Here is an 18,209-nt window from a genome sequence, read left to right on the forward strand (position 1 = left end):
AAACCACGTATTACACAAAAATCACCCCCATCAACATAACAAGACTCACCATAAAAAGGACGACAAATGGCTATTCAAAAAAGCATGCTAGCTTTGGCTGTACTCGGAGGTTCTTTAGCCTTAATCAACAGTACTTCGGCTTACGCATCACTAGGCATCACACCACCAGCGAACGAAGAAGTTTGGATCACCACCGATGCTGACGCACAGCATATAATGACTCAGCATGGCGCAACGGTTTATCCAAGCGTGACTGGAAACAAGCATTCCATCGTCGCGAAAATCAACCAGAAAGAGCTGGCGAAACTCTCTAGCCACATGCACGAAGAAACCCACCGTTGTGGTGGCTACATGGTGCACGAAGACAAAGTAAGCGCACTCAAAGCCGCAGCGATGCCACTGACAATGAGCACCTTCGAAAAGCCGGTGATCAGCCATCAAGACACAGTGAACGATCTACTCGCTCAGGTCGAGCCGAACAACATGGTCGCGACCATCGAAAATCTAACCAACTTCACCAACCGTTTTTATACTACTTCTACTGGTGTCGCTGCTTCGGATTGGCTTTTAGAGCGCTGGAAAACCGAAATTCAAGATGTGCCGTATGCGTCTGCACGCCAAATCGCGCATGCTGAATATCCGCAGAAATCCGTTGAAGTGACACTGCTTGGTGCTAAATATCCTGAAGAGATCGTGGTGGTTGGCGGCCATCTTGATTCAACGGTAGGTTCTTGGACAAGCGAAGGCACAATCTCACCGGGAGCTGATGATGATGCGTCTGGCATTGCTACGGTAACAGAGTCGCTTCGCCTGATGATCGCCAGTGGTATTCAGCCAGACAAGACCATCAAGTTTTATGGTTATGCGGCAGAAGAAGTGGGCCTACGTGGTTCTCAAGATGTCGCCAACGCTTTAAGAGATGAGCAAGCCAACGTTGTGTCCGTATTGCAATTAGACATGACCAACTACAACGGTTCTGCGCACGATATCACCTTCATCACGGACTACACCGACAGCAACCTCACCGCCTACTTAAGCGAGCTGATCGACACTTACGCGAGCGACATCAGTTACGGTTTTGATGATTGCGGCTATGCCTGTTCTGATCACGCCTCTTGGCACAATGTTGGCTACCCAGCAGCCATGCCATTCGAGAGCATGTTCAATGATTACAACCCAAGTATCCATACAGAGCACGACACGCTTGAAAACTCAGATCCAACGGCGACACACGCGACCAAGTTCGCTAAGTTGGCAATTGCTTACCTAGTAGAAACCAGCCTTGATTCGCCTGTTGCAGGTCCTAAAGAGCTGCAAAATGACGTGCCTGTTGAAGGACTTACTGCAGGATATGGTGAAGAGCAATTCTTCACATTTACGACGAAAAGTGCAGGTCAATTAACCGTAACCTTGACCGGCCCTCGTAGTGGCGATGCCGACTTGTATGTGAAACACAACGGCACCGTATCGAAAGCGAACTACGACTGCCGTCCATACCAGAACAGCAGCAACGAACAGTGTGTATTGAACGAACCTGCGGGTGAATTCAACATCATGGTGCGCGGTTACCGTAACTTTAGTGATGTCACTATCGTCGCTAACTTCGTCCCTGATTGGCTGTAAAGTTAATTGACTGACTGGCTAAAACAAAAAACCGCCCACAGAGGGCGGTTTTGATGCACTTATTGGCGTGTGACTTATCAGCTCATCAGTTAGCGACTTACTCAGCTAGCTGCTTCAACAGTAGCTCTGTTGGGCGAACAATCGCGATGATCGATTCGTCGTAGATTTTCGCTGAGTCAGACAGTATCGCTTGGTAAGCATTCACGTCTGCTTCTCTCACCTTTTCGCCTGCTTGCGCTTTAGCAATCAAGGTTAACGCTAAATCTGCGACTTCAACGGTTTTCTCTGCAACCACCACAGTCTCTACCGAAGACACATTACCTGCAAAGACAGTTTCAGCGGCAAGTGCAGCCGATTTTGCTTGCTGATAATGCTGAGCGAGTTGCTCTAGCGCTTGTTGATTACCCGTCGCGACTTCATTGACTAAATCTTGCATCTCATACACTGCGTAGCTTTCCACCAGCAGCGCATCAACAAAGCGGTTTAGGCGCTCGTACTGACTGTACAAAGTGCCTTTAGGCTCTGTTGAGTTCCACTTCTCCCAGTTACGTGCGTAGTACTGTGCTGGCTCGGTGTACTTCGCAAGCACGCGCAGGTCGTGGATATCCTGCCCTTTGGCAATACGTTTTAACAGCATGTCAGCGTCCGCATGATGACGAAGTCCAACAGACACTTCAGACCATGTATCCATCGCTTTCATACGCTTGTACATGCTGCGTTCGTCCGTCAATTCCGCATCAGACCAGAAACGCTCTGCAATGGCATAACTACGCGGCCATAGGTAGTTTTCTACTGTGAGGCTATCTTTGTTCTCTAGCCACATGGTGATCTCACCACCTAAGATCAGTTCTTTTTCTTTATCTGTTAATTCAGCAGGGTAACCGCCATTTGGCTCTGGAATCACGCTGCCTTCAACATCACTGCTCGCAATCACTTCACCTGTGGTTGGCCAGCGCACGTTACCAATCAACTGATAACTGCCTTCAGCAAACCCATTTGGATTCAGATTCAAGTTGAATTCAGTATAAGACATGAAGTTATCGAAGTGACCGACAAAGGTTTTACCAGGCACATAATCAAGAATGTAGATCTCTTCGCGAGACTTACCGTTGTAATCACTAAACGCACGGAAAGTACCGTCTTTCGCTTCAATGATAGTCAGCGTTCCCTTACGTGGGCTGCCTTTAGAACGAGGTTTCTGCCATTGATACGTCACGAACTTCTCGCCACTGTGCAGCTTATCGTCAACCGTTATGCCAATTGGCATTGGGTCATTGCGATAGTGGTAGCTAGTCGGCTGAGGTTGATCTAGGTAGTAACCCGTAGAAAGGATACCTGGGTAGCCCTCTTTTGCCGCTTGACCAATACTGTCGTGCCCTTGCCAACTTTGAATCACGATCGAAGTTGGCAAATCTTTATGCCAAATCTCATCCCAACCGGTCATCTTCTTACCGCGTTCTTCGAGCATCTTCTCAACTTTTACATTGAGGTAAGACTGCAAGCCGCGCTCGCCATCGATATTGTTCTCTTCAATGAACTTTTGATGCTTTTCGCTGTTTTTCCACTGTGCGTAGTTCGGCTCATCGCCACCAATATGGAAATACTCATCTGGGAACAGCTCGGTCACTTCATCAAACACATCGCCCAGCATTTCATAAAGCTCTGGATTCAATGGATCCATTAATGGCTCAAACACGCCCCAACCACGCTCTTGCTCATAGCTTTGGCCTTCACCACCCGACATCAGGCGCGGGTAAGCATAAGCAACCGCAGAAGAGTGACCCGGAAGAGACACCTCTGGAATCACACGAATACCAAGGTTACGAGCGTACTCAACAAGATAACGAACTTGGTCTTTGGTGTAGTAATTACCATCAGCGGTTTCAGACCACAAACGCGGCCAAGATTCCGTTTGAATACGAATACCTTGGTCGTCCCAGAAGTGCCAATGGAAAACGTTCATCTTCGCCGATGCCATCGCATCTAACTGACGAATCAGCACATCGAATTCAATGAAATGACGCGAGGTATCATAAGAGACACCACGCCAACGGAAACGAGGCTCATCGACAATTGTTACGGCAGGAATATGGTAGCCAGTCGCTGTCGTTTCGACGAGTTGTAAAAGGGTTTCAATACCGTGAATAGTGCCGTATGGGCTTGGTGAGCTCAGCGTAATTTGATCACCCTGAGTGGTAATTTTGTAAGACTCAACAGAATCGATGTTCTGTACTTCAGACTTTGGCGCCGCGTCGATATCAATGATCAGGTTCGCTTCGTCTGCGCTATCAACCTGCCAGTTTAGAATCGGCACGCCAGTTTGGCGCTCTAGGCGATCGATAAAGCGTTTCGCAGTGTATTCAACGCGATCAGAGTTAAAGCCTTTGATGTAAACCTTGAAGTTACCGTCGACCTTAACTTGCCCAGCTTGCAGCTCGACTGTTTGTGGGTACGGCATTAAATTTAGATCGGTATTCGGAGCCATTGCTAACGCCATTGGGGACACTACTGAACCTGAAATCAATAGAGACAATATAGTTTTTTTCATTATTAGTTTTCCTATATAACGGACGTTCTGTTTTGTTTATCGGAGGCGATTCACAAAACAGAACCTTCAGCCACTGCTGTTGTTTATCGTGATCTCAAAGCCTATCGTCTGTGTAAAGCGAATGAGCTCACAAACTTATGATTAGCTAACCAACTCAACCGCTTCACGAACCAACACCGCGATCTCGTCCCATTGTTCGTTCTCGATCATCTTTGGCGATACCATCCACGTGCCACCACAGCACACCACGCGATCCACGGCTAGGTAGTCATTAACGTTGTGTTTTCCGATACCGCCCGTTGGCATTAAAGACACATCAACGTATGGCGCTAGCAGAGATTTCACCATGTTGATGCCACCAGACGCTTCCGCAGGGAAGAACTTCAAGAAGTTAAGGCCAAGCTCTAGCGCTTGCTCGACTTGGCTTGGATTGTTTACGCCCGGAACGATTGGCATACCGATTTCTTGGCAACGCTTTACGGTGTTTGGGTTTAGGCCCGGAGCCACAATGAATTCGCTGCCCGACTCTTTCGCTAGGTCAATCTGCGCTGGCGTTAATACTGTGCCAGCACCGATACACATCTCTGGATACGCATCGCGCATCGCACGAATCGCGTCTGCTGCCGCTTCAGTGCGGAATGTAACTTCAGCAACGGGTAGGCCGTTTTCTACCAACACTTTTGCCAGTGGAATCGCGTGTTCAACCTTGTTGATTTGGATAACAGGGATAACTTTGAATTGCTTAAGTGTGTTGATCATTTCTTGAGACATAATAATTCCGCTTTTTATTTTTTAATCAGTTGGCTCATAGCGCTCACGGGGATGATGGCGCCAGAGTATTGAATAACGATTGAAGCCAGTTGGTGGCCAAGTTCGGCTGCGTCGGTGGCACTCTCACCAATAAGGCGAGCTGCCAAATAACCCGCGGCGAATGAATCGCCCGCCGCGCAGGTGTCGACCACGTTAGAAACACGTGTCGCTGAAACATAATTCTCAACAATATCGTCCTGTTCAATTTGAACAATCTTGCATGGCTCGCAGCCACGTTTGATGACGATCTCTTGGCAACCCAAACGAAGGCAACGTTGTTGAACGCTCTCTAAGTTCCCCCAGACAAGCAGATCGTCGTCTTCGGTAATCAAGGCGATGTCCACCAGCGGCAGTAACTTGGCATACCAATGTCGAGCTTGCTCGGTGCTCCAAAGTTGCGGGCGATAGTTATTATCAAAAATCACCTTTCCGCCTTGGTTTGAGAACACGCTAATGGCTTTGAATAGGCGCTCACGAGAGGCGTCATCCAAGATCGCGATACTGATACCGCTGATGTAAACCGCGTCGACTTGCTTCTCTGTCAGGGCGATTTCAAGCTTATTCAAGTCATTAGCATGGAAGTAAGATTTTACTGCCGCATCGTTGCGCCAGTAGTGAAAGTGTCGCTCACCCGTTTCATCGGTTTCGACCATGTATAAACCGGGCAGCTTGTTTGGGATGCGTTCGACGAAATTGGTTTGAATACCTTCTAGCTGCCAACTATCAATCATGTTCTGAGACAGTTCATCGCTACCTAAACCCGTCGCGTAATGAACGGACAAGTTTTGATGTTGGGTTAAGCGAGAAAGGTAAAGCGCGGTATTGAGCGTGTCACCGCCAAATTTTTTGGTTAATGGAGAGCCGCTTATTTCGACCATACATTCGCCGAAGAAAGCAATATTGAACAGAGAAGATGCCGACATAGCCGCTCCTAAAATAGAGATAATTGACTTTAGAAAAGGCCCTACCGTTAAGCAGGGCCTGAATTAAGCAAACAAGTTGTGGAGACCAGATTTAGCTTGTTTGATTTGCAGGGCGTTGAGGTGCAGCCTCTTCTTCAATTACACCTGAATCAGACATTTCCATCTCCATCAGAGCGCGTTCATCATCAAGAATCGCTTTCGCCATTTCTGGTGTTACTTGATTAGCCGGAGTGCATAGGCTCACTGCCACACCTGCTGCTAGAGCAAACAGACATGAAGGAATCACAGGGTTGCCCCAGAAGGCTGTGTAGTCAGCGTTTAGCATCACTACAAATGAAGCCACAGAAGCACCTGCTAGCGTTGCAAGCGCACCTTGCCAGTTGTAGCGTTTCCAGAATTTACCCAACATACCGCACACGAACATGCCCGACATTACGGTTGAAATCATCTTAGTGATGTAGCCAATGATGTCGTTCGACGTCAGTGCGAACAGCAATGCAAAACCAATCACCACAATCAGTGCCAAGCGAGAGTAGTTCAGCATCGACTCTTTGTTTGGTACGCGACCTGTGAACATCACGTAAACGTCACGCAGTAAGATAGACACGCCCGCAATCGCATCTGAGCTTGCGCTCGACATGGTTGCAGAAAGACCCGCGATAAGAACAATCATGCCAACGCCAACCGGAAGAACCGTTGCAGCTACGTAAGGGAACGAGTAGTTCGGGTTATCCAATGATGGGTCGATTGCGTGTGCAGCCATACCAATGATTGCAGGAATGATTGAGAAGAAAAGGTACAACACACCCGATGCAACAAATGAGCGACGGATGGTTTTAACGTCTTTGCCTGAGTAGATACGTTGACGGAATGAAGGCGTCGCCAGTACACCCACACCGATAACCACAGCCAGAGATACAGCAGGCAGAATGCCCAGTTTATCGATTGCTAAAAAGCTTGTAGCAGCAGGATCCATCGCAGCGTAAAGGTTGTCCATGCCACCAATGTGATCCACAGACATAACCGCCATCAAGATGAAGCCAGCAAAAAGGATGATAGCTTGGATAGTATCGGTCCATACAACCGCAGTGTAACCACCGATCACCACGTAGATAGTGAATGCCGCAGCAATAATAATCTTCGCAAGGTTAAGGTCGATGTCTGCAATCCACGCTAGGTACATGCCGCCACCTAGAATGTGCGCACCCAACCAACCGATCGACGCGATAAAGATAAGCAGACCAACCACGTTTTTCACGATTCGGTTAGCACCTACGTAGTAAGCCAGCTCTTCACTCATGGTCATGAAGTTCAGTTTACGAACCGGAGCAAACCAAAGGGCTAGCAATAGGATGCCGATAGCACCGCCAATGCCGTACAGAGCACCAGCCCAACCATTCGCGTAGCCGAAGCCAACCGCACCCATACTTGAGCCCGTGCCGACCATAGTCGCGACGGTTGTACCCAATACTAAGAATAATGGCAGGCCACGGCCGCCTAATAAGAAATCTTCGCCAGATTTTTGATTACGCGAGACAAACCAGCCTAACCAAATTAAAAATAATACGTACACGCCGAAGCCTGTAAGAAAAAGTGTGCTGTTCATTTGACACCTCTCAGTGAAATATTAAGTTCATTCCTGAACTTTATTTATGATTCATTCATTTTATATTTCATATAATTACTTTGTTGGTTTTGTATATTTTTTAATTAAAGTAATTTTTATAAATGTAGGGTGAGAGTATTAAAGGATAATAACAGGGATGCTTACCCCCTAATACTCTCTAAGTAGGTTATTGTGATTAGGTTATTACTAAACGCGATCAGCGCGGTAGCAAGTCACATCTACTTCAACTTTCACGTCTACCACTAGGTCACAGACCATGCAGATACGTGCCGGAGGGTTAGCACCGAAGAACTCTTTGAATACCTTATTAAAAGATTGGAAGTAACGAGAATCCGTTAGCACAACCTTTACATGCATTACGTCTTCTAGGCCGTAGCCCGCTTCAGTCATGATATCGACACAGTTTTGGATCGCTAGGCGAGACTGGTCAACAATGCCACCCTCAACCACTTCACCATCTGTCATCGGTGTCTGGCCAGAAACGTACAGGAAACCACCCGCTTCAGTTGCGCGTGCAAATGGTAAATGTTGTCCGCCTGTACCTGTACCGCCTTCAACACCGTAACGTTTAATAGTCATTTTTTAACTCCACTTCTTTATAGATAATATTGGCTATGTTCCAATATATTTAAATTAATTCGTCATTTTTATATTCACCGTAAATTTAATTTGATAATTAGAATCTAGTTTCGGTAAATAAAAACGCCTGAACGATTATTTTTTACTTTTCCTTTTTGGTAAGTTAACTCACCATTTACAAATACACTTTCTATTCCCTCAGCAACTGAAATAGGATTTTCAAATGTTGCTGTGTCTTTAATATTCTTTGGATCAAATAAAACTAAATCGGCAAATGCACCGCAGCGAACTTCGCCTCGGCCCGCTAAGTTGTAACGCTCTGCCGACATTCCGGTCATCTTGTGAATCGCTTCTGGCAACGAGAACAGTTTTTCATCTCGGCAGTAGTGACCCAATACTTTCGGGAAGGTGCCCCACAGTCTTGGGTGTGGATGCGGGTCATTTGGCAAACCGTCAGAACCGACCATGGTTAACTTGTATTTCAAAACGCGCTTTACGTCGTTCTCATCCATGCAGTGATACACCGCACCCGCTGGTTGAAGTGCTTTCGCCGCATCCATCAGGGGTAGATTCATTTGATCAGCAATCTGCTTAAGCGTTTTTCCTGCATGTTCTGGCTTTGCTTCAGACCAAGTGATGAAGATGTCGAAATCATCCGTCACCTGTTTCAAATCCAGTGTTGAAGAGCTCGCTGAATATGGGTAGCAGTCACAAGACACATCTTGGTGCTCGGAAACCTTGTCCATCAAATCAAGTACTTCAACGGTTCTGCCCCAGTTGCCCGCACCTGCACATTTAAGGTGAGAGATGACAACTGGCACTTTCGCGTATTGTCCTGTCTCAAACGCCTCTTCCATCGCGCTTAAGATCTCTTCAAATTCGGTACGCATATGCGTGGTATAGATGCCGCCGTGGCTAGACAGTACCTTTGCTAACTGCATCACTTCGTTGGCATTCGCTTGTTTCGCACTTGCGTAAGCCAGACCTGAACTCAAACCTAATGCACCTTGCGCCATCGCTAAATCAAGGTTGCTTTGCATCGCTGCGATTTCGTCTTCGCTTGCGGTGCGTTGCAGGTCGTCCATCACTTGGTTACGCAGTGTGGTGTGGCCAACCAACGCTGCTACGTTTACTGCGGGTTGAGCTTGCTCTACCGCTTGTGCATACGCCGCAAAAGTTGGGTATTTAAAATCAGCCTGCGCGCCTAACAGATTCATTGGGTCAGGTGGATCACCAGCCAAAACCGTTGGCGATGCGCTGATGCCACAGTTGCCAACAATCACGGTTGTCACACCTTGGCTGATCTTAGGTAGGCAGTCTGGGTAACGAATTACGTTGGTATCATCATGTGTATGTACATCGATAAATCCAGGAGCCAATGCTAAGCCTGCTCCCTCGACCAACTGACCACAATCTTCGTGATCGATTTGACCAATTTCGGCGATTTTTCCATCAAGGATTGCTACATCGGCACAAAACGATTGTTCGCCGGTGCCATCAAACACCTCTACATTTTTGATTATCGTATCGAACAACATTTTTCACTCTCTCAATCCACTGTGTTGATGGAGCTATATTAAGAATCCAGCCGATTATTTTCAGTGACAAAACACACACAATATTTTAATTTGTGTGATAGTTTCTACCACAAATTAGATCGAATATATATTTAAACATTAAATAACAACAACTTAAATCATGTTAGGAATCAGCAATGAAACATAACCCTGCACAAAAAGATGTTATAAAGTATCAAAATGATAGTTTCATCTTGACTGAAAAAGGCCAAAAAGGGAGAGCAGTATCACAATCTGAGAACGGTATTTACCGACTGGTTGATGAAGATATTTCGCTTCCGGTAGCAATTATCAAACAATCTGCCTTGACCAATAACCTAAATTGGATGCAATCATTCGCCGATCACCATCAGGTTAAATTGTCACCGCATGGCAAAACATCAATGACCCCTGATTTTTTTCGCCAACAGCTAGAAAATGGCGCTTGGGGCATAACAGTAGCCACGCCTGCACAGGCAGAAGTTGCTGCTATGGCGGGTGCAAAACGAATCATCATGGCCAACCAGTTGGTGGGTAAAACCAACATGGCGATCGTTGAACAGCTGATCAGTGAATTTGATGTCGACTTTTACTGTTGTGTGGATTCATCGGTAAACGTGCAGCAACTTAGCCAATATTTCGCTAATACAAAGCAGACGCTAAAAGTACTGATCGAATTTGGTGTGCCGGGTGGTCGCTGTGGTTGTCGTTCACCTCAAGAAGTTCTAGAACTGGCTCAAACCATCCAAGACACACCTGCCCTTTCGCTCGCGGGTATTGAGGTGTATGAGGGTGTGATTCACGGTGACAACGCAGAACAAGACATTCGCACCTTCTTAAAACAGGCACTGACTTCGGTCGAAAGCCTCACATCAGATGGCCTAATTGTAGGGCAACCTATCATCACGGGTGCTGGCTCTGCTTGGTATGACGTGGTTGCAGAATGTTTAGCGAACCTAACCGATTACTTGGCGATCATCCGCCCTGGCTGTTACGCGATTCACGACACAGGCATCTACCTAGACGCTCAAAGCAAAGTGTTACAGCGTGCCCAAGTAAACCAAGGTTACGCGTGTGAATTGGGTGGAGATCTGGAATCAGCACTTGAGGTATGGGCGTATGTAATATCTCGTCCGGAGCCTACCAAATTAGTGGTTGGGTTAGGCAAGCGTGATGTGGCCTTTGATGCGGGTTTACCTATTGCCGAACGCGGCTATCGCAATGGCGAAGCTATCTCTGTGAAAGGGCTGACTGCGACCGCCGTGATGGATCAGCATACCTTTGTTGAAACGGACGGTTCTTCTGAAATTGAAGTGGGCGACATGATTGCATTCTCAACTTCACACCCGTGTTTAACTTTCGATAAGTGGCGCTACATTGCCATCAGCGATGACGACCATCAGGTAACAAACTGGGTGGAAACCTGCTTCTAGTTCGATTTTTCAATAAGCTAGAATCAGCGAAACAATAAGATATACTAACGGGGCTAAGGCTTAGTTTTAAATGGATTAGTGCTCAATGGCTAAATGACTAAAAAGCTAAAAAGCTAAAGAGCTAAAGAGCTTGCTTCTTACGAGCTAGATTCTTAATAACTAGGTAATAACGATTAGCCCCATCAACAAAGGATCAGGATTCTTGAGTTTAGAAGTAGATATCATTTCACAGATAACGGAGCGTTTTCCCGCTCTTCGTGATGCAGAGAAAAAAGTCGCTAAGCTGATCATGGACGACATTGATTTTGCTGCCAATGCCAGCATCACAGAGCTTGCTGAAAGCGCTCAAGTGAGTGAAGCCACCATTACACGTTTTGCTAAGGCTATCGGCTGCAGCAACGTACGTGATATGAAGATCAAGCTTGCTCAAACACTGACAGTTGGCCAGCGTTTTATTCTCGAACCGGTTGACCAAACGGGTTATCAAGGTATCTACGAATCGATCAAGCAGAGCCTAGACATCAACCGCACCTTGTTCAAAGAGCAAGACGTTGAAACCGCAGTCAGCTGGCTTCATAACGCCAGACAGATCATTGCTATCGGCATGGGTGGTGGTTCGACTATCGCCTCTCAAGAGCTGCAACATCGACTGTTCCGATTGGGCTACCCCGTGGTGTCGTACAACGATGGCTTAATGTCACGCATGGTTGCTGCGACAGCAGATGCCAATAATGTCATGGTGATGATCTCCGCGACCGGTTTTACACCCGTGATCACTGAAACTGCAGAGCTGGCTAAGCAGTATGGGCTTAAGATCATCGCAATTACTCCGCAAGACACGCCACTGGCAAAGATTGCCAATATTGTTCTGCCAATTAAGCACATGGAAACTGATTTCATCTACAAACCATCGGCATCTCGCTACGCAATGCTAGCGTTAGTGGATGTGCTTTCTATGGGTATGGCGGTCAATCACAAGAACCGCTCGCGCGATAAACTGCGCCGCTTGAAGGTTGCTTTAGACTCCTACCGAGGTGGTGGCGACCGACAACCTCTCGGTGATTAAACGTTACCGACACCAAGCTTGTCGCAGCTAAATCAAAATAGAATCTGAATTAAAAAGCCCCGCAGTATTCACTCCATCGAGTCGTTACTACGGGGCTTTTTCACTTGTGTGCTACAGGCTGTCACTCGCCAGAATTAAACGAAGCTAAGATAAACTCGACTCTTTCCTCAATAGATAGCTTGGGCACTTCCACCAGCTGATAACCAAACTGGGTATAAGTTGTCACCATCTTTTCGTAAGTGGCGATCGCTTCATCGAAATCTTGTTTACGTTCTTCGTCATTGATGAAAATCGAATCCCATGGTGGGAAGATAAATACCTTGCTGTTGTATTCAAGCTCATTGCATTGATTCAACAGAGATTCAGAAATCGGCAAAGATTCCAACAAGCTGTAACCGTATGAATCTACGATACTCCTATCAAAGAAAACGGGTTGTTCACTTGCCTCAAATACTTGGTAATTAACTAACTCTTCTCGCACCATTTCATCACGAAAAGCCGCTTTATCTAACCATGGCAAAGCACTCCCTTTTCGCTCGACTTGGTGTTGAATCACTTTACGCCCAACCTCTGGTGCGCAGCGATAGCCACGACTTTTCAACGCATCGATAACCGAGGTTTTTCCTGAGCCCGGGCCACCGGTAAACACGATTAGATTGTTCAAATGAACCTCTTCAAAGGGGAAAATTAACGAATCGGGCCGTAACGAAACCCAAGTTAACGAATTAAGCCCAGGATCGGCTTAAACTCTGGTGCGCGACAATCTTTCACTAGCTCGTACAGGCTCATTTCTAATCCCGTAATTTGGACACCAGCATCTGTTAATCGGCGGATTGCCAGATCCTTGTTAAGTGCTGTTCGCGAACTAACACAGTCACCAACTACCTGAACCTTGTAGCCAAGTTCCAACAGCCCCATTGCGGTTTGATAGACACAAATATGAGCCTCAATCCCACACACCAACCACGTATCAACATCTTTATCTTGCACTGCCTCAACAAACTTGGGCTCGTTACACGCGTTAAACGTGAATTTAGGTATTGGTTTAGCATCACTCAAAAGGTCATTGAGTTCATCGACCGTCGCACCTAGCTTCTCTGGATTCTGTTCCAAACGAATAATTGGCAGACCCAAAACCTGCGCTCCTTGAACCAACTTTCCGCAATTAGCAATCAGCGCATCACTGTCATCAACAAGGCGTGCGAGCTTACCTTGTACGTCCACAATCACCAAACCTGTGTTTTGTCTCATTAGCATGTGTATTCCTTGTTTTTGGCAGCCTAACTCACTACGCAATCTGATGAGTATATTTTCTACTATGTAACGATTTAGCTTACAAAGCCATACAGTAATAGGTATAAGACTACGGAATAATACTCACCAACGGTCGAAAGGTCGCAAAACAAAAATTATTGATACTGGCATGACATTTAAGAGTGAGTAAGAACGATGAACAAGATAACGAAATCAGCATTAGCACTGGGTTTAATCAGCGCAGTTTCTCTTCCAGCTTTAGCTGCAGGTACTGATGGCGGTGCATACATTGGTGGCGGACTTAGTGTCTACCAAGATTCTGATACAGACGGCCACGGTAGTTTAGATTCAGACGGTATGGGCTACAACCTATACGGCGGCTACCAGTTCAACCGTATCGTTGGTGTTGAACTTGGCTACAACGATTATGCAGACTACAAAAATAGCGCTGAAAAGCTGTCGCCAACTTCTATTTCGTTGTCAGCAAACCTAGGTTATACGTTCGACAACACGATTCGTCCATTCGTGCTTGCAGGTTTAAGCTCTGTTGATCTAAACGCAAATAAGAGTGCTGGTTACGCTGATGACAGCGGTACAGGTTTCCACTTTGGTGTAGGTGTTGAATACACGCCAATCGAACACCTAACGCTACGCTTGATCTCGCAAGCGGATGCAGTAAGCGTAGACGACACGGTCCAAATTGGTAACTCTCAGATATCAGCTGGTGACCACACGCTTGCCTTCAACAGCATTAGCTTCGGTGGTTCATACAACTTCTAATGTGATTGAACCACATAGAACGAGCTGAACATACTAATTCACTTTGCTGTTCCACCTTGTCATGAAGGTCACTCAGTAAAGTGAATTTTTTGTTTCTACACGCCCTATCGCGTCATTTCACTTTAGCCGGTTTATCGCTCACCACCACTTATTGAGCTTTATGCGTTGATATTAGAGCTTTCTTGGTAGCGAGACTAAAATAAAGGGATAAGAGACGCAGGAAAACAAGACCTATGAATCTACCAAGCTTAAACATGTCGATAAACAAGCTGCCTTTTATTTTGGCCGTGTATTATCTGCTTGTCGTTAATCTACCTCTCTCCCAAGAACTGTTTAGTATTGTTCAGGCATCGAAATCTGAAAGCGTTGCGTTTCTTATCTCCATTCCTATCTTTTTCCTTGCTGCCTTTAATTTCATCTTCCAAGTTTTCAACTGGCCTATCTTCTCTAAGCCGTTTTTCATCTTATTGCTGATCACGTCAACCTTAGTCAGTTACAGCATGTTTAATTACGGTATATTCGTCGACTACGGCATGATAGAGAATGTGTTTGAGACCAATAGCGGTGAAGCAGCAAGCTATATCAGTGGTCACTCGATCTTATGGCTACTTGCTATGGGTGGTATTCCGTCACTCATCCTGTTATTTACCAAACTTGATAAAGAGTCTTGGAAGGATTTCTTTGTCTGGAAATCGATTGGCTTACTTTCTTCTTTGATCGTCATTGCGATTATTGCCGGGCTTTTCTACAAAGATTACGTATCGTTTGGCCGCAATAACTCGCACATCAAAAAGATGATCATTCCGACCGAGTATGTGGCATCAACGGTCAAATACATCAATAACACCTACATCAAACAGCCCATCCCCTATCAAGAATTGGGGTTAGATGCTCAACTCAAACCACAAGCAAAAGCGGCAACCAAACCGACCTTATTGGTGTTTGTACTTGGCGAAACCGCTCGCGTGTATAACTACCAATATCATGGCTATGAGAGAGAAACCAACGCTCATACCAAGCCTTATAACCCAATATTTTTCTCTGATGTTCAGTCGTGCGGTACAGCCACCGCAGTTTCTGTACCCTGCATGTTCTCAAACATGAATCACAGCAACTATGATCGCGACAAAGCCTACAACCAAGATAACGTGGTCGACATTATGAACCGCGCGGGCATTCACTCTATCTGGAGAGAACATGATGGTGGGGATAAGGCGGTCGCACACCGAATCAAAGAGATGACGCTCGTCGCCAAGGACAGCGACCCGTTGTGTAATAACGACGTATGCTACGACACAGCGATGCTAGAGAACTTCGAACAAGATACGCAAGATCTCAAGCAAAATAGCATCATTTTCTATCATATTGCGGGATCTCACGGCCCAACGTACTTTGAGCGTTATCCAGAAGAACATAAGAAATTTACGCCTGACTGCGCTCGTGCAGATATCGAAAACTGCACCAAAGAGGAAGTGGTTAACACCTACGACAACACCATCTTGTATACGGATTTCTTTCTCTCACAGGCGATGAAAAAGCTAGAGAAACTCACTGATAAGTACAACGTGGGGCTGATGTACATTTCCGATCATGGTGAATCTTTAGGGGAAAACGGCGTCTACTTGCACGGCATGCCTTATTCATTGGCACCGAAAGAGCAAACCCATGTGCCTATGATCGTGTGGATGTCTGATGGTTTTGCCGAGCAGAAAGGGATAAACCAAACCTGCTTAAGAAAGGCAGGCAAAGAACAGAGCTTTTCCCAAGACAACCTGTTTGACTCACTCCTTGGCCTAATGGACGTGCAAACCAAAGAATACCGAGAGAACCAAGATATTTTCGCTGCGTGTCGTTAGTTTTATAGGTGACTTATTTAAATTAATTTCCAAAGGTTAGTTTACATAAGCACCATTCGGTCGCCATTACAGCGAAATCAATGGCGGCAAAGGAGTCAAGTTAACCAAAGGAGTACTTTGCCAGTGACTTTCACTGGCAAATAACCACATTGGAGCAACCGTATTCTGTTTGAGTGAAGTAACATCCACTAACACCAACAGGGCGTAAAAACGATGTACATAGTCAACCGTCTCTTTGGGTAACCTTAAATCGGAAAACTGCCGACTACCCGCCTTTTTTACTGCTCGTTGTACCCGTCCTTCTCCAGCGTTATATGCCGCAAGAGTCAGGTTAATATCACCATCAAACTTACGATATAAAAAATCGAGATACTGCATAGCCGCATGAGTGCTAGGCTCAATCTCAAACCTTTGATCTTGCCTGTCATTAACCGTCAAACCAAACCTTTCAGCAGTGGCTGGCATCAGCTGCCATAAGCCTGCCGCCTTAGCGGGGGATATAGCATTGGAGTTGTACGAAGACTCAAGCATAGGCACAAACACAAAGCTATCAGGTAAAGACCGCTCGGCAAGCTGTCTAAAGATTTCGTTAACCAGTGGGTCGAACTCTTCTAGCTTTTTCAGTATTTGGTTTTGGTATGGTTTAAGCGTGTTTATGTGGGGTTGGATGACATTTTGGGATGGACGGTTTTGCGCATAACTGGAGCTACTTTGAAAGCACATAATTAATAACACCAGTCCTAAAAACCAGTGCACCAGAAGTTGAAAGCCAAAGCCTTTAGCCAAAACATCGCTCCATCATCGTATTGTTATTATAAGTGTTAATTGTTCTTATCCCTGTTGATACCCACCGTCAGCCTTGGAAGCACACCTATAGATCTGTTCACTCAAAGAATCACCAAAAAAAGGTTAATACCACGATGGTGCAACCCAAAAATACCGCAAAACAAATGGGAATCACTAAATGCTTATCCTTCTCGAGAGAGATAAAACCTTGTGGCTGTTGAACGATAAACATGACTAGCAAAATATTGTAGATAGCAATCAGCAAACCTACGATAAAAACATCGAAATACAGCAAACTCGTCGCTAAATAGACGTAATAGCCAATTAAAATATAATCAATGAGCACTAACCAAGCCAGGCACTTCCGTGAATTAAACATGACGTTGATTGATTCAGTCATAACGACTTAGCACTTCAAAAGAAGTGACAGGTTGGTTCAACTCCGCTTGTCTAACGGCTCTTCTCTTACTTTCGGGCAACACCTTATCTAACTCATGCTGACCAAGTGGAGAAGCTCTTGTGGCACTGCCTATCGAAAACGACTTATAGACTTTATTCAGCTGCTCTAGGGTATTTGCGGTCAATATATACAACTCTATACGACGGTTGACTCCAGATTTCGTATTCTCATAGTCAACAGGGGCGGTATCACTCATACCCGTGACCTGAAAGATATGGTGCTCTTGAAGCCCCCCTTTATTGAGATAGTAACGTGCGCTGTTTGCCCTATTGCTTGATAGTTCCCAGTTCGTCATGCGGCTACCCTTATAACGACTGGCATCTGTGTGACCAGTAATGATCATCTTGTTCTCGATTTTTTCGAGTAACCTTGCGAGGTTCAATAACAGGTCTTGATAAAATGGCGTCACTTTAGCTCCGCCTCGGAAAAACATCGGCCCTTTGTCTGAATCAGCAATCACCAATCTGGCTCCCTGCGGCGTAACGAAAACACTGACACTGCCTAGTGCATCAATACCTGAAAGCTCTTGAGTTATACGTTGTGCCAGCAATTCAAGCTCCTGTTGGCTATTAAACTCGCCTTCTAACACTGAGGTATCATTAATTCGATGAAGATCGGCATCATAGTGAGAGGTCGCGACATGAGGCAGTGGCAATGGGTTTATGGAATTACCACCACTTTCACTGGTACCTAGGTGCATGATTGGATCATTTCCGTAAGCAAAGTAGTTAAGCAGTTTCTTCTGATCATCCACATCCACCACCTGCAAAATCCACAGCACCAAAAAGAGACACATCAACGAAATCATCAGATCCGCCATTGCGACCTTCCAGCCACCATGTTGCAGTTCATTGCGCTTACGGCGACCTTTTTTCTGAATAATGACTTGAGGTTGCTGCATCATCGTC

16 protein-coding genes are annotated in these 18,209 nt (G+C 45.9%); 5 read left to right on the top strand and 11 right to left on the bottom strand.

Annotated elements, in window-relative coordinates; translation table 11 throughout:
* The first annotated feature begins 66 nt into the window (after nucleotides 1-66).
* On the top strand, nucleotides 67-1,623 hold the full coding sequence (locus MSG35_RS03350; RefSeq protein ID WP_248382803.1) for a M28 family metallopeptidase: 1,557 nt from the start codon (nucleotides 67-69) through the stop codon (nucleotides 1,621-1,623).
* Nucleotides 1,624-1,720: 97 nt separating this feature from the next.
* Here the strand turns inward: MSG35_RS03350 and MSG35_RS03355 are convergent, their stop codons facing one another.
* The 6 genes from MSG35_RS03355 to MSG35_RS03380 all read right to left on the bottom strand — a co-directional run bounded on the left by MSG35_RS03355 (nucleotide 1,721) and on the right by MSG35_RS03380 (nucleotide 9,648).
* Complete coding sequence (locus tag MSG35_RS03355; RefSeq protein WP_248382805.1) at nucleotides 1,721-4,171, bottom strand: family 20 glycosylhydrolase; 2,451 nt, start codon at nucleotides 4,169-4,171, stop codon at nucleotides 1,721-1,723.
* Between the two features lie 141 nt (nucleotides 4,172-4,312).
* Nucleotides 4,313-4,942, bottom strand: a complete 630-nt coding sequence (locus MSG35_RS03360; protein ID WP_161750467.1) for a bifunctional 4-hydroxy-2-oxoglutarate aldolase/2-dehydro-3-deoxy-phosphogluconate aldolase — start codon at nucleotides 4,940-4,942, stop codon at nucleotides 4,313-4,315.
* Between the two features lie 14 nt (nucleotides 4,943-4,956).
* Entirely contained in the window at nucleotides 4,957-5,904 is a 948-nt protein-coding gene (locus tag MSG35_RS03365) for a sugar kinase (RefSeq protein ID WP_248382807.1), read from the bottom strand.
* Nucleotides 5,905-5,995: 91 nt separating this feature from the next.
* Nucleotides 5,996-7,510: a sodium:solute symporter family protein gene (locus MSG35_RS03370; RefSeq protein WP_081229195.1), complete on the bottom strand. Its 1,515-nt coding sequence runs from the start codon at nucleotides 7,508-7,510 to the stop codon at nucleotides 5,996-5,998.
* A gap of 207 nt (nucleotides 7,511-7,717) precedes the next feature.
* Entirely contained in the window at nucleotides 7,718-8,110 is a 393-nt protein-coding gene (locus MSG35_RS03375; protein ID WP_017065166.1) for a RidA family protein, read from the bottom strand.
* 104 nt (nucleotides 8,111-8,214) lie between these two features.
* Nucleotides 8,215-9,648, bottom strand: a complete 1,434-nt coding sequence (locus tag MSG35_RS03380; protein ID WP_059017843.1) for a D-aminoacylase — start codon at nucleotides 9,646-9,648, stop codon at nucleotides 8,215-8,217.
* A 176-nt stretch (nucleotides 9,649-9,824) separates the two neighbouring features.
* On the opposite strand from MSG35_RS03380, the gene MSG35_RS03385 reads away from it, so the two are divergent.
* Both MSG35_RS03385 and MSG35_RS03390 read left to right on the top strand, forming a co-directional pair.
* The gene (locus tag MSG35_RS03385; protein WP_248382809.1) at nucleotides 9,825-11,099 is read left to right on the top strand and encodes an amino acid deaminase; all 1,275 of its coding nucleotides are present in this window, start codon (nucleotides 9,825-9,827) and stop codon (nucleotides 11,097-11,099) included.
* Nucleotides 11,100-11,301: 202 nt separating this feature from the next.
* Nucleotides 11,302-12,165, top strand: coding sequence for a MurR/RpiR family transcriptional regulator (locus tag MSG35_RS03390; protein WP_248382811.1), 864 nt, complete (start codon nucleotides 11,302-11,304; stop codon nucleotides 12,163-12,165).
* A gap of 121 nt (nucleotides 12,166-12,286) precedes the next feature.
* Here MSG35_RS03390 and MSG35_RS03395 read toward each other — a convergent pair whose 3' ends face one another.
* Together MSG35_RS03395 and MSG35_RS03400 are read right to left on the bottom strand one after the other, a co-directional pair.
* On the bottom strand, nucleotides 12,287-12,829 hold the full coding sequence (locus MSG35_RS03395; protein WP_248382813.1) for an AAA family ATPase: 543 nt from the start codon (nucleotides 12,827-12,829) through the stop codon (nucleotides 12,287-12,289).
* A 53-nt stretch (nucleotides 12,830-12,882) separates the two neighbouring features.
* Nucleotides 12,883-13,422, bottom strand: coding sequence for a hydrolase (locus MSG35_RS03400; RefSeq protein ID WP_248382815.1), 540 nt, complete (start codon nucleotides 13,420-13,422; stop codon nucleotides 12,883-12,885).
* A 192-nt stretch (nucleotides 13,423-13,614) separates the two neighbouring features.
* Here MSG35_RS03400 and MSG35_RS03405 point away from each other — a divergent pair, with 192 nt between their 5' ends.
* Together MSG35_RS03405 and MSG35_RS03410 are read left to right on the top strand one after the other, a co-directional pair.
* Nucleotides 13,615-14,199: a porin family protein gene (locus tag MSG35_RS03405; RefSeq protein ID WP_086968973.1), complete on the top strand. Its 585-nt coding sequence runs from the start codon at nucleotides 13,615-13,617 to the stop codon at nucleotides 14,197-14,199.
* A 233-nt stretch (nucleotides 14,200-14,432) separates the two neighbouring features.
* The gene (locus MSG35_RS03410) at nucleotides 14,433-16,055 is read left to right on the top strand and encodes a phosphoethanolamine--lipid A transferase (RefSeq protein ID WP_248382817.1); all 1,623 of its coding nucleotides are present in this window, start codon (nucleotides 14,433-14,435) and stop codon (nucleotides 16,053-16,055) included.
* 66 nt (nucleotides 16,056-16,121) lie between these two features.
* Here the strand turns inward: MSG35_RS03410 and MSG35_RS03415 are convergent, their stop codons facing one another.
* The 3 genes from MSG35_RS03415 to MSG35_RS03425 form a co-directional block, all read right to left on the bottom strand.
* On the bottom strand, nucleotides 16,122-16,841 hold the full coding sequence (locus MSG35_RS03415) for a lytic transglycosylase domain-containing protein (RefSeq protein ID WP_248382819.1): 720 nt from the start codon (nucleotides 16,839-16,841) through the stop codon (nucleotides 16,122-16,124).
* 109 nt (nucleotides 16,842-16,950) lie between these two features.
* Nucleotides 16,951-17,241 carry a hypothetical protein gene (locus MSG35_RS03420; protein WP_048610080.1) on the bottom strand — a complete coding sequence of 97 codons (291 nt, stop codon included), beginning with the start codon at nucleotides 17,239-17,241 and terminating at the stop codon, nucleotides 16,951-16,953.
* Nucleotides 17,234-18,202: an OmpA family protein gene (locus MSG35_RS03425; RefSeq protein ID WP_248382820.1), complete on the bottom strand. Its 969-nt coding sequence runs from the start codon at nucleotides 18,200-18,202 to the stop codon at nucleotides 17,234-17,236. Before MSG35_RS03425 ends, MSG35_RS03420 begins: the two co-directional genes overlap by 8 nt.
* Nucleotides 18,203-18,209 lie beyond the last annotated feature (7 nt).

Source organism: Vibrio sp. 1CM23M, from assembly GCF_023161755.1.
Classification (GTDB): Bacteria; Pseudomonadota; Gammaproteobacteria; order Enterobacterales; family Vibrionaceae; genus Vibrio; species Vibrio coralliirubri.

What these genes read in the sequence shown, in the direction of transcription:
- MSG35_RS03350 (WP_248382803.1), top strand. Translation starts at nt 67, where the DNA reads ATGGCTATTCAAAAAAGCATGCTAGCTTTGGCTGTACTCGGAGGTTCT.
- MSG35_RS03355 (WP_248382805.1), bottom strand. Translation starts at nt 4,171, where the DNA reads ATGAAAAAAACTATATTGTCTCTATTGATTTCAGGTTCAGTAGTGTCC.
- MSG35_RS03360 (WP_161750467.1), bottom strand. Translation starts at nt 4,942, where the DNA reads ATGTCTCAAGAAATGATCAACACACTTAAGCAATTCAAAGTTATCCCT.
- MSG35_RS03365 (WP_248382807.1), bottom strand. Translation starts at nt 5,904, where the DNA reads ATGTCGGCATCTTCTCTGTTCAATATTGCTTTCTTCGGCGAATGTATG.
- MSG35_RS03370 (WP_081229195.1), bottom strand. Translation starts at nt 7,510, where the DNA reads ATGAACAGCACACTTTTTCTTACAGGCTTCGGCGTGTACGTATTATTT.
- MSG35_RS03375 (WP_017065166.1), bottom strand. Translation starts at nt 8,110, where the DNA reads ATGACTATTAAACGTTACGGTGTTGAAGGCGGTACAGGTACAGGCGGA.
- MSG35_RS03380 (WP_059017843.1), bottom strand. Translation starts at nt 9,648, where the DNA reads ATGTTGTTCGATACGATAATCAAAAATGTAGAGGTGTTTGATGGCACC.
- MSG35_RS03385 (WP_248382809.1), top strand. Translation starts at nt 9,825, where the DNA reads ATGAAACATAACCCTGCACAAAAAGATGTTATAAAGTATCAAAATGAT.
- MSG35_RS03400 (WP_248382815.1), bottom strand. Translation starts at nt 13,422, where the DNA reads ATGCTAATGAGACAAAACACAGGTTTGGTGATTGTGGACGTACAAGGT.
- MSG35_RS03405 (WP_086968973.1), top strand. Translation starts at nt 13,615, where the DNA reads ATGAACAAGATAACGAAATCAGCATTAGCACTGGGTTTAATCAGCGCA.
- MSG35_RS03410 (WP_248382817.1), top strand. Translation starts at nt 14,433, where the DNA reads ATGAATCTACCAAGCTTAAACATGTCGATAAACAAGCTGCCTTTTATT.
- MSG35_RS03420 (WP_048610080.1), bottom strand. Translation starts at nt 17,241, where the DNA reads ATGACTGAATCAATCAACGTCATGTTTAATTCACGGAAGTGCCTGGCT.
- MSG35_RS03425 (WP_248382820.1), bottom strand. Translation starts at nt 18,202, where the DNA reads ATGCAGCAACCTCAAGTCATTATTCAGAAAAAAGGTCGCCGTAAGCGC.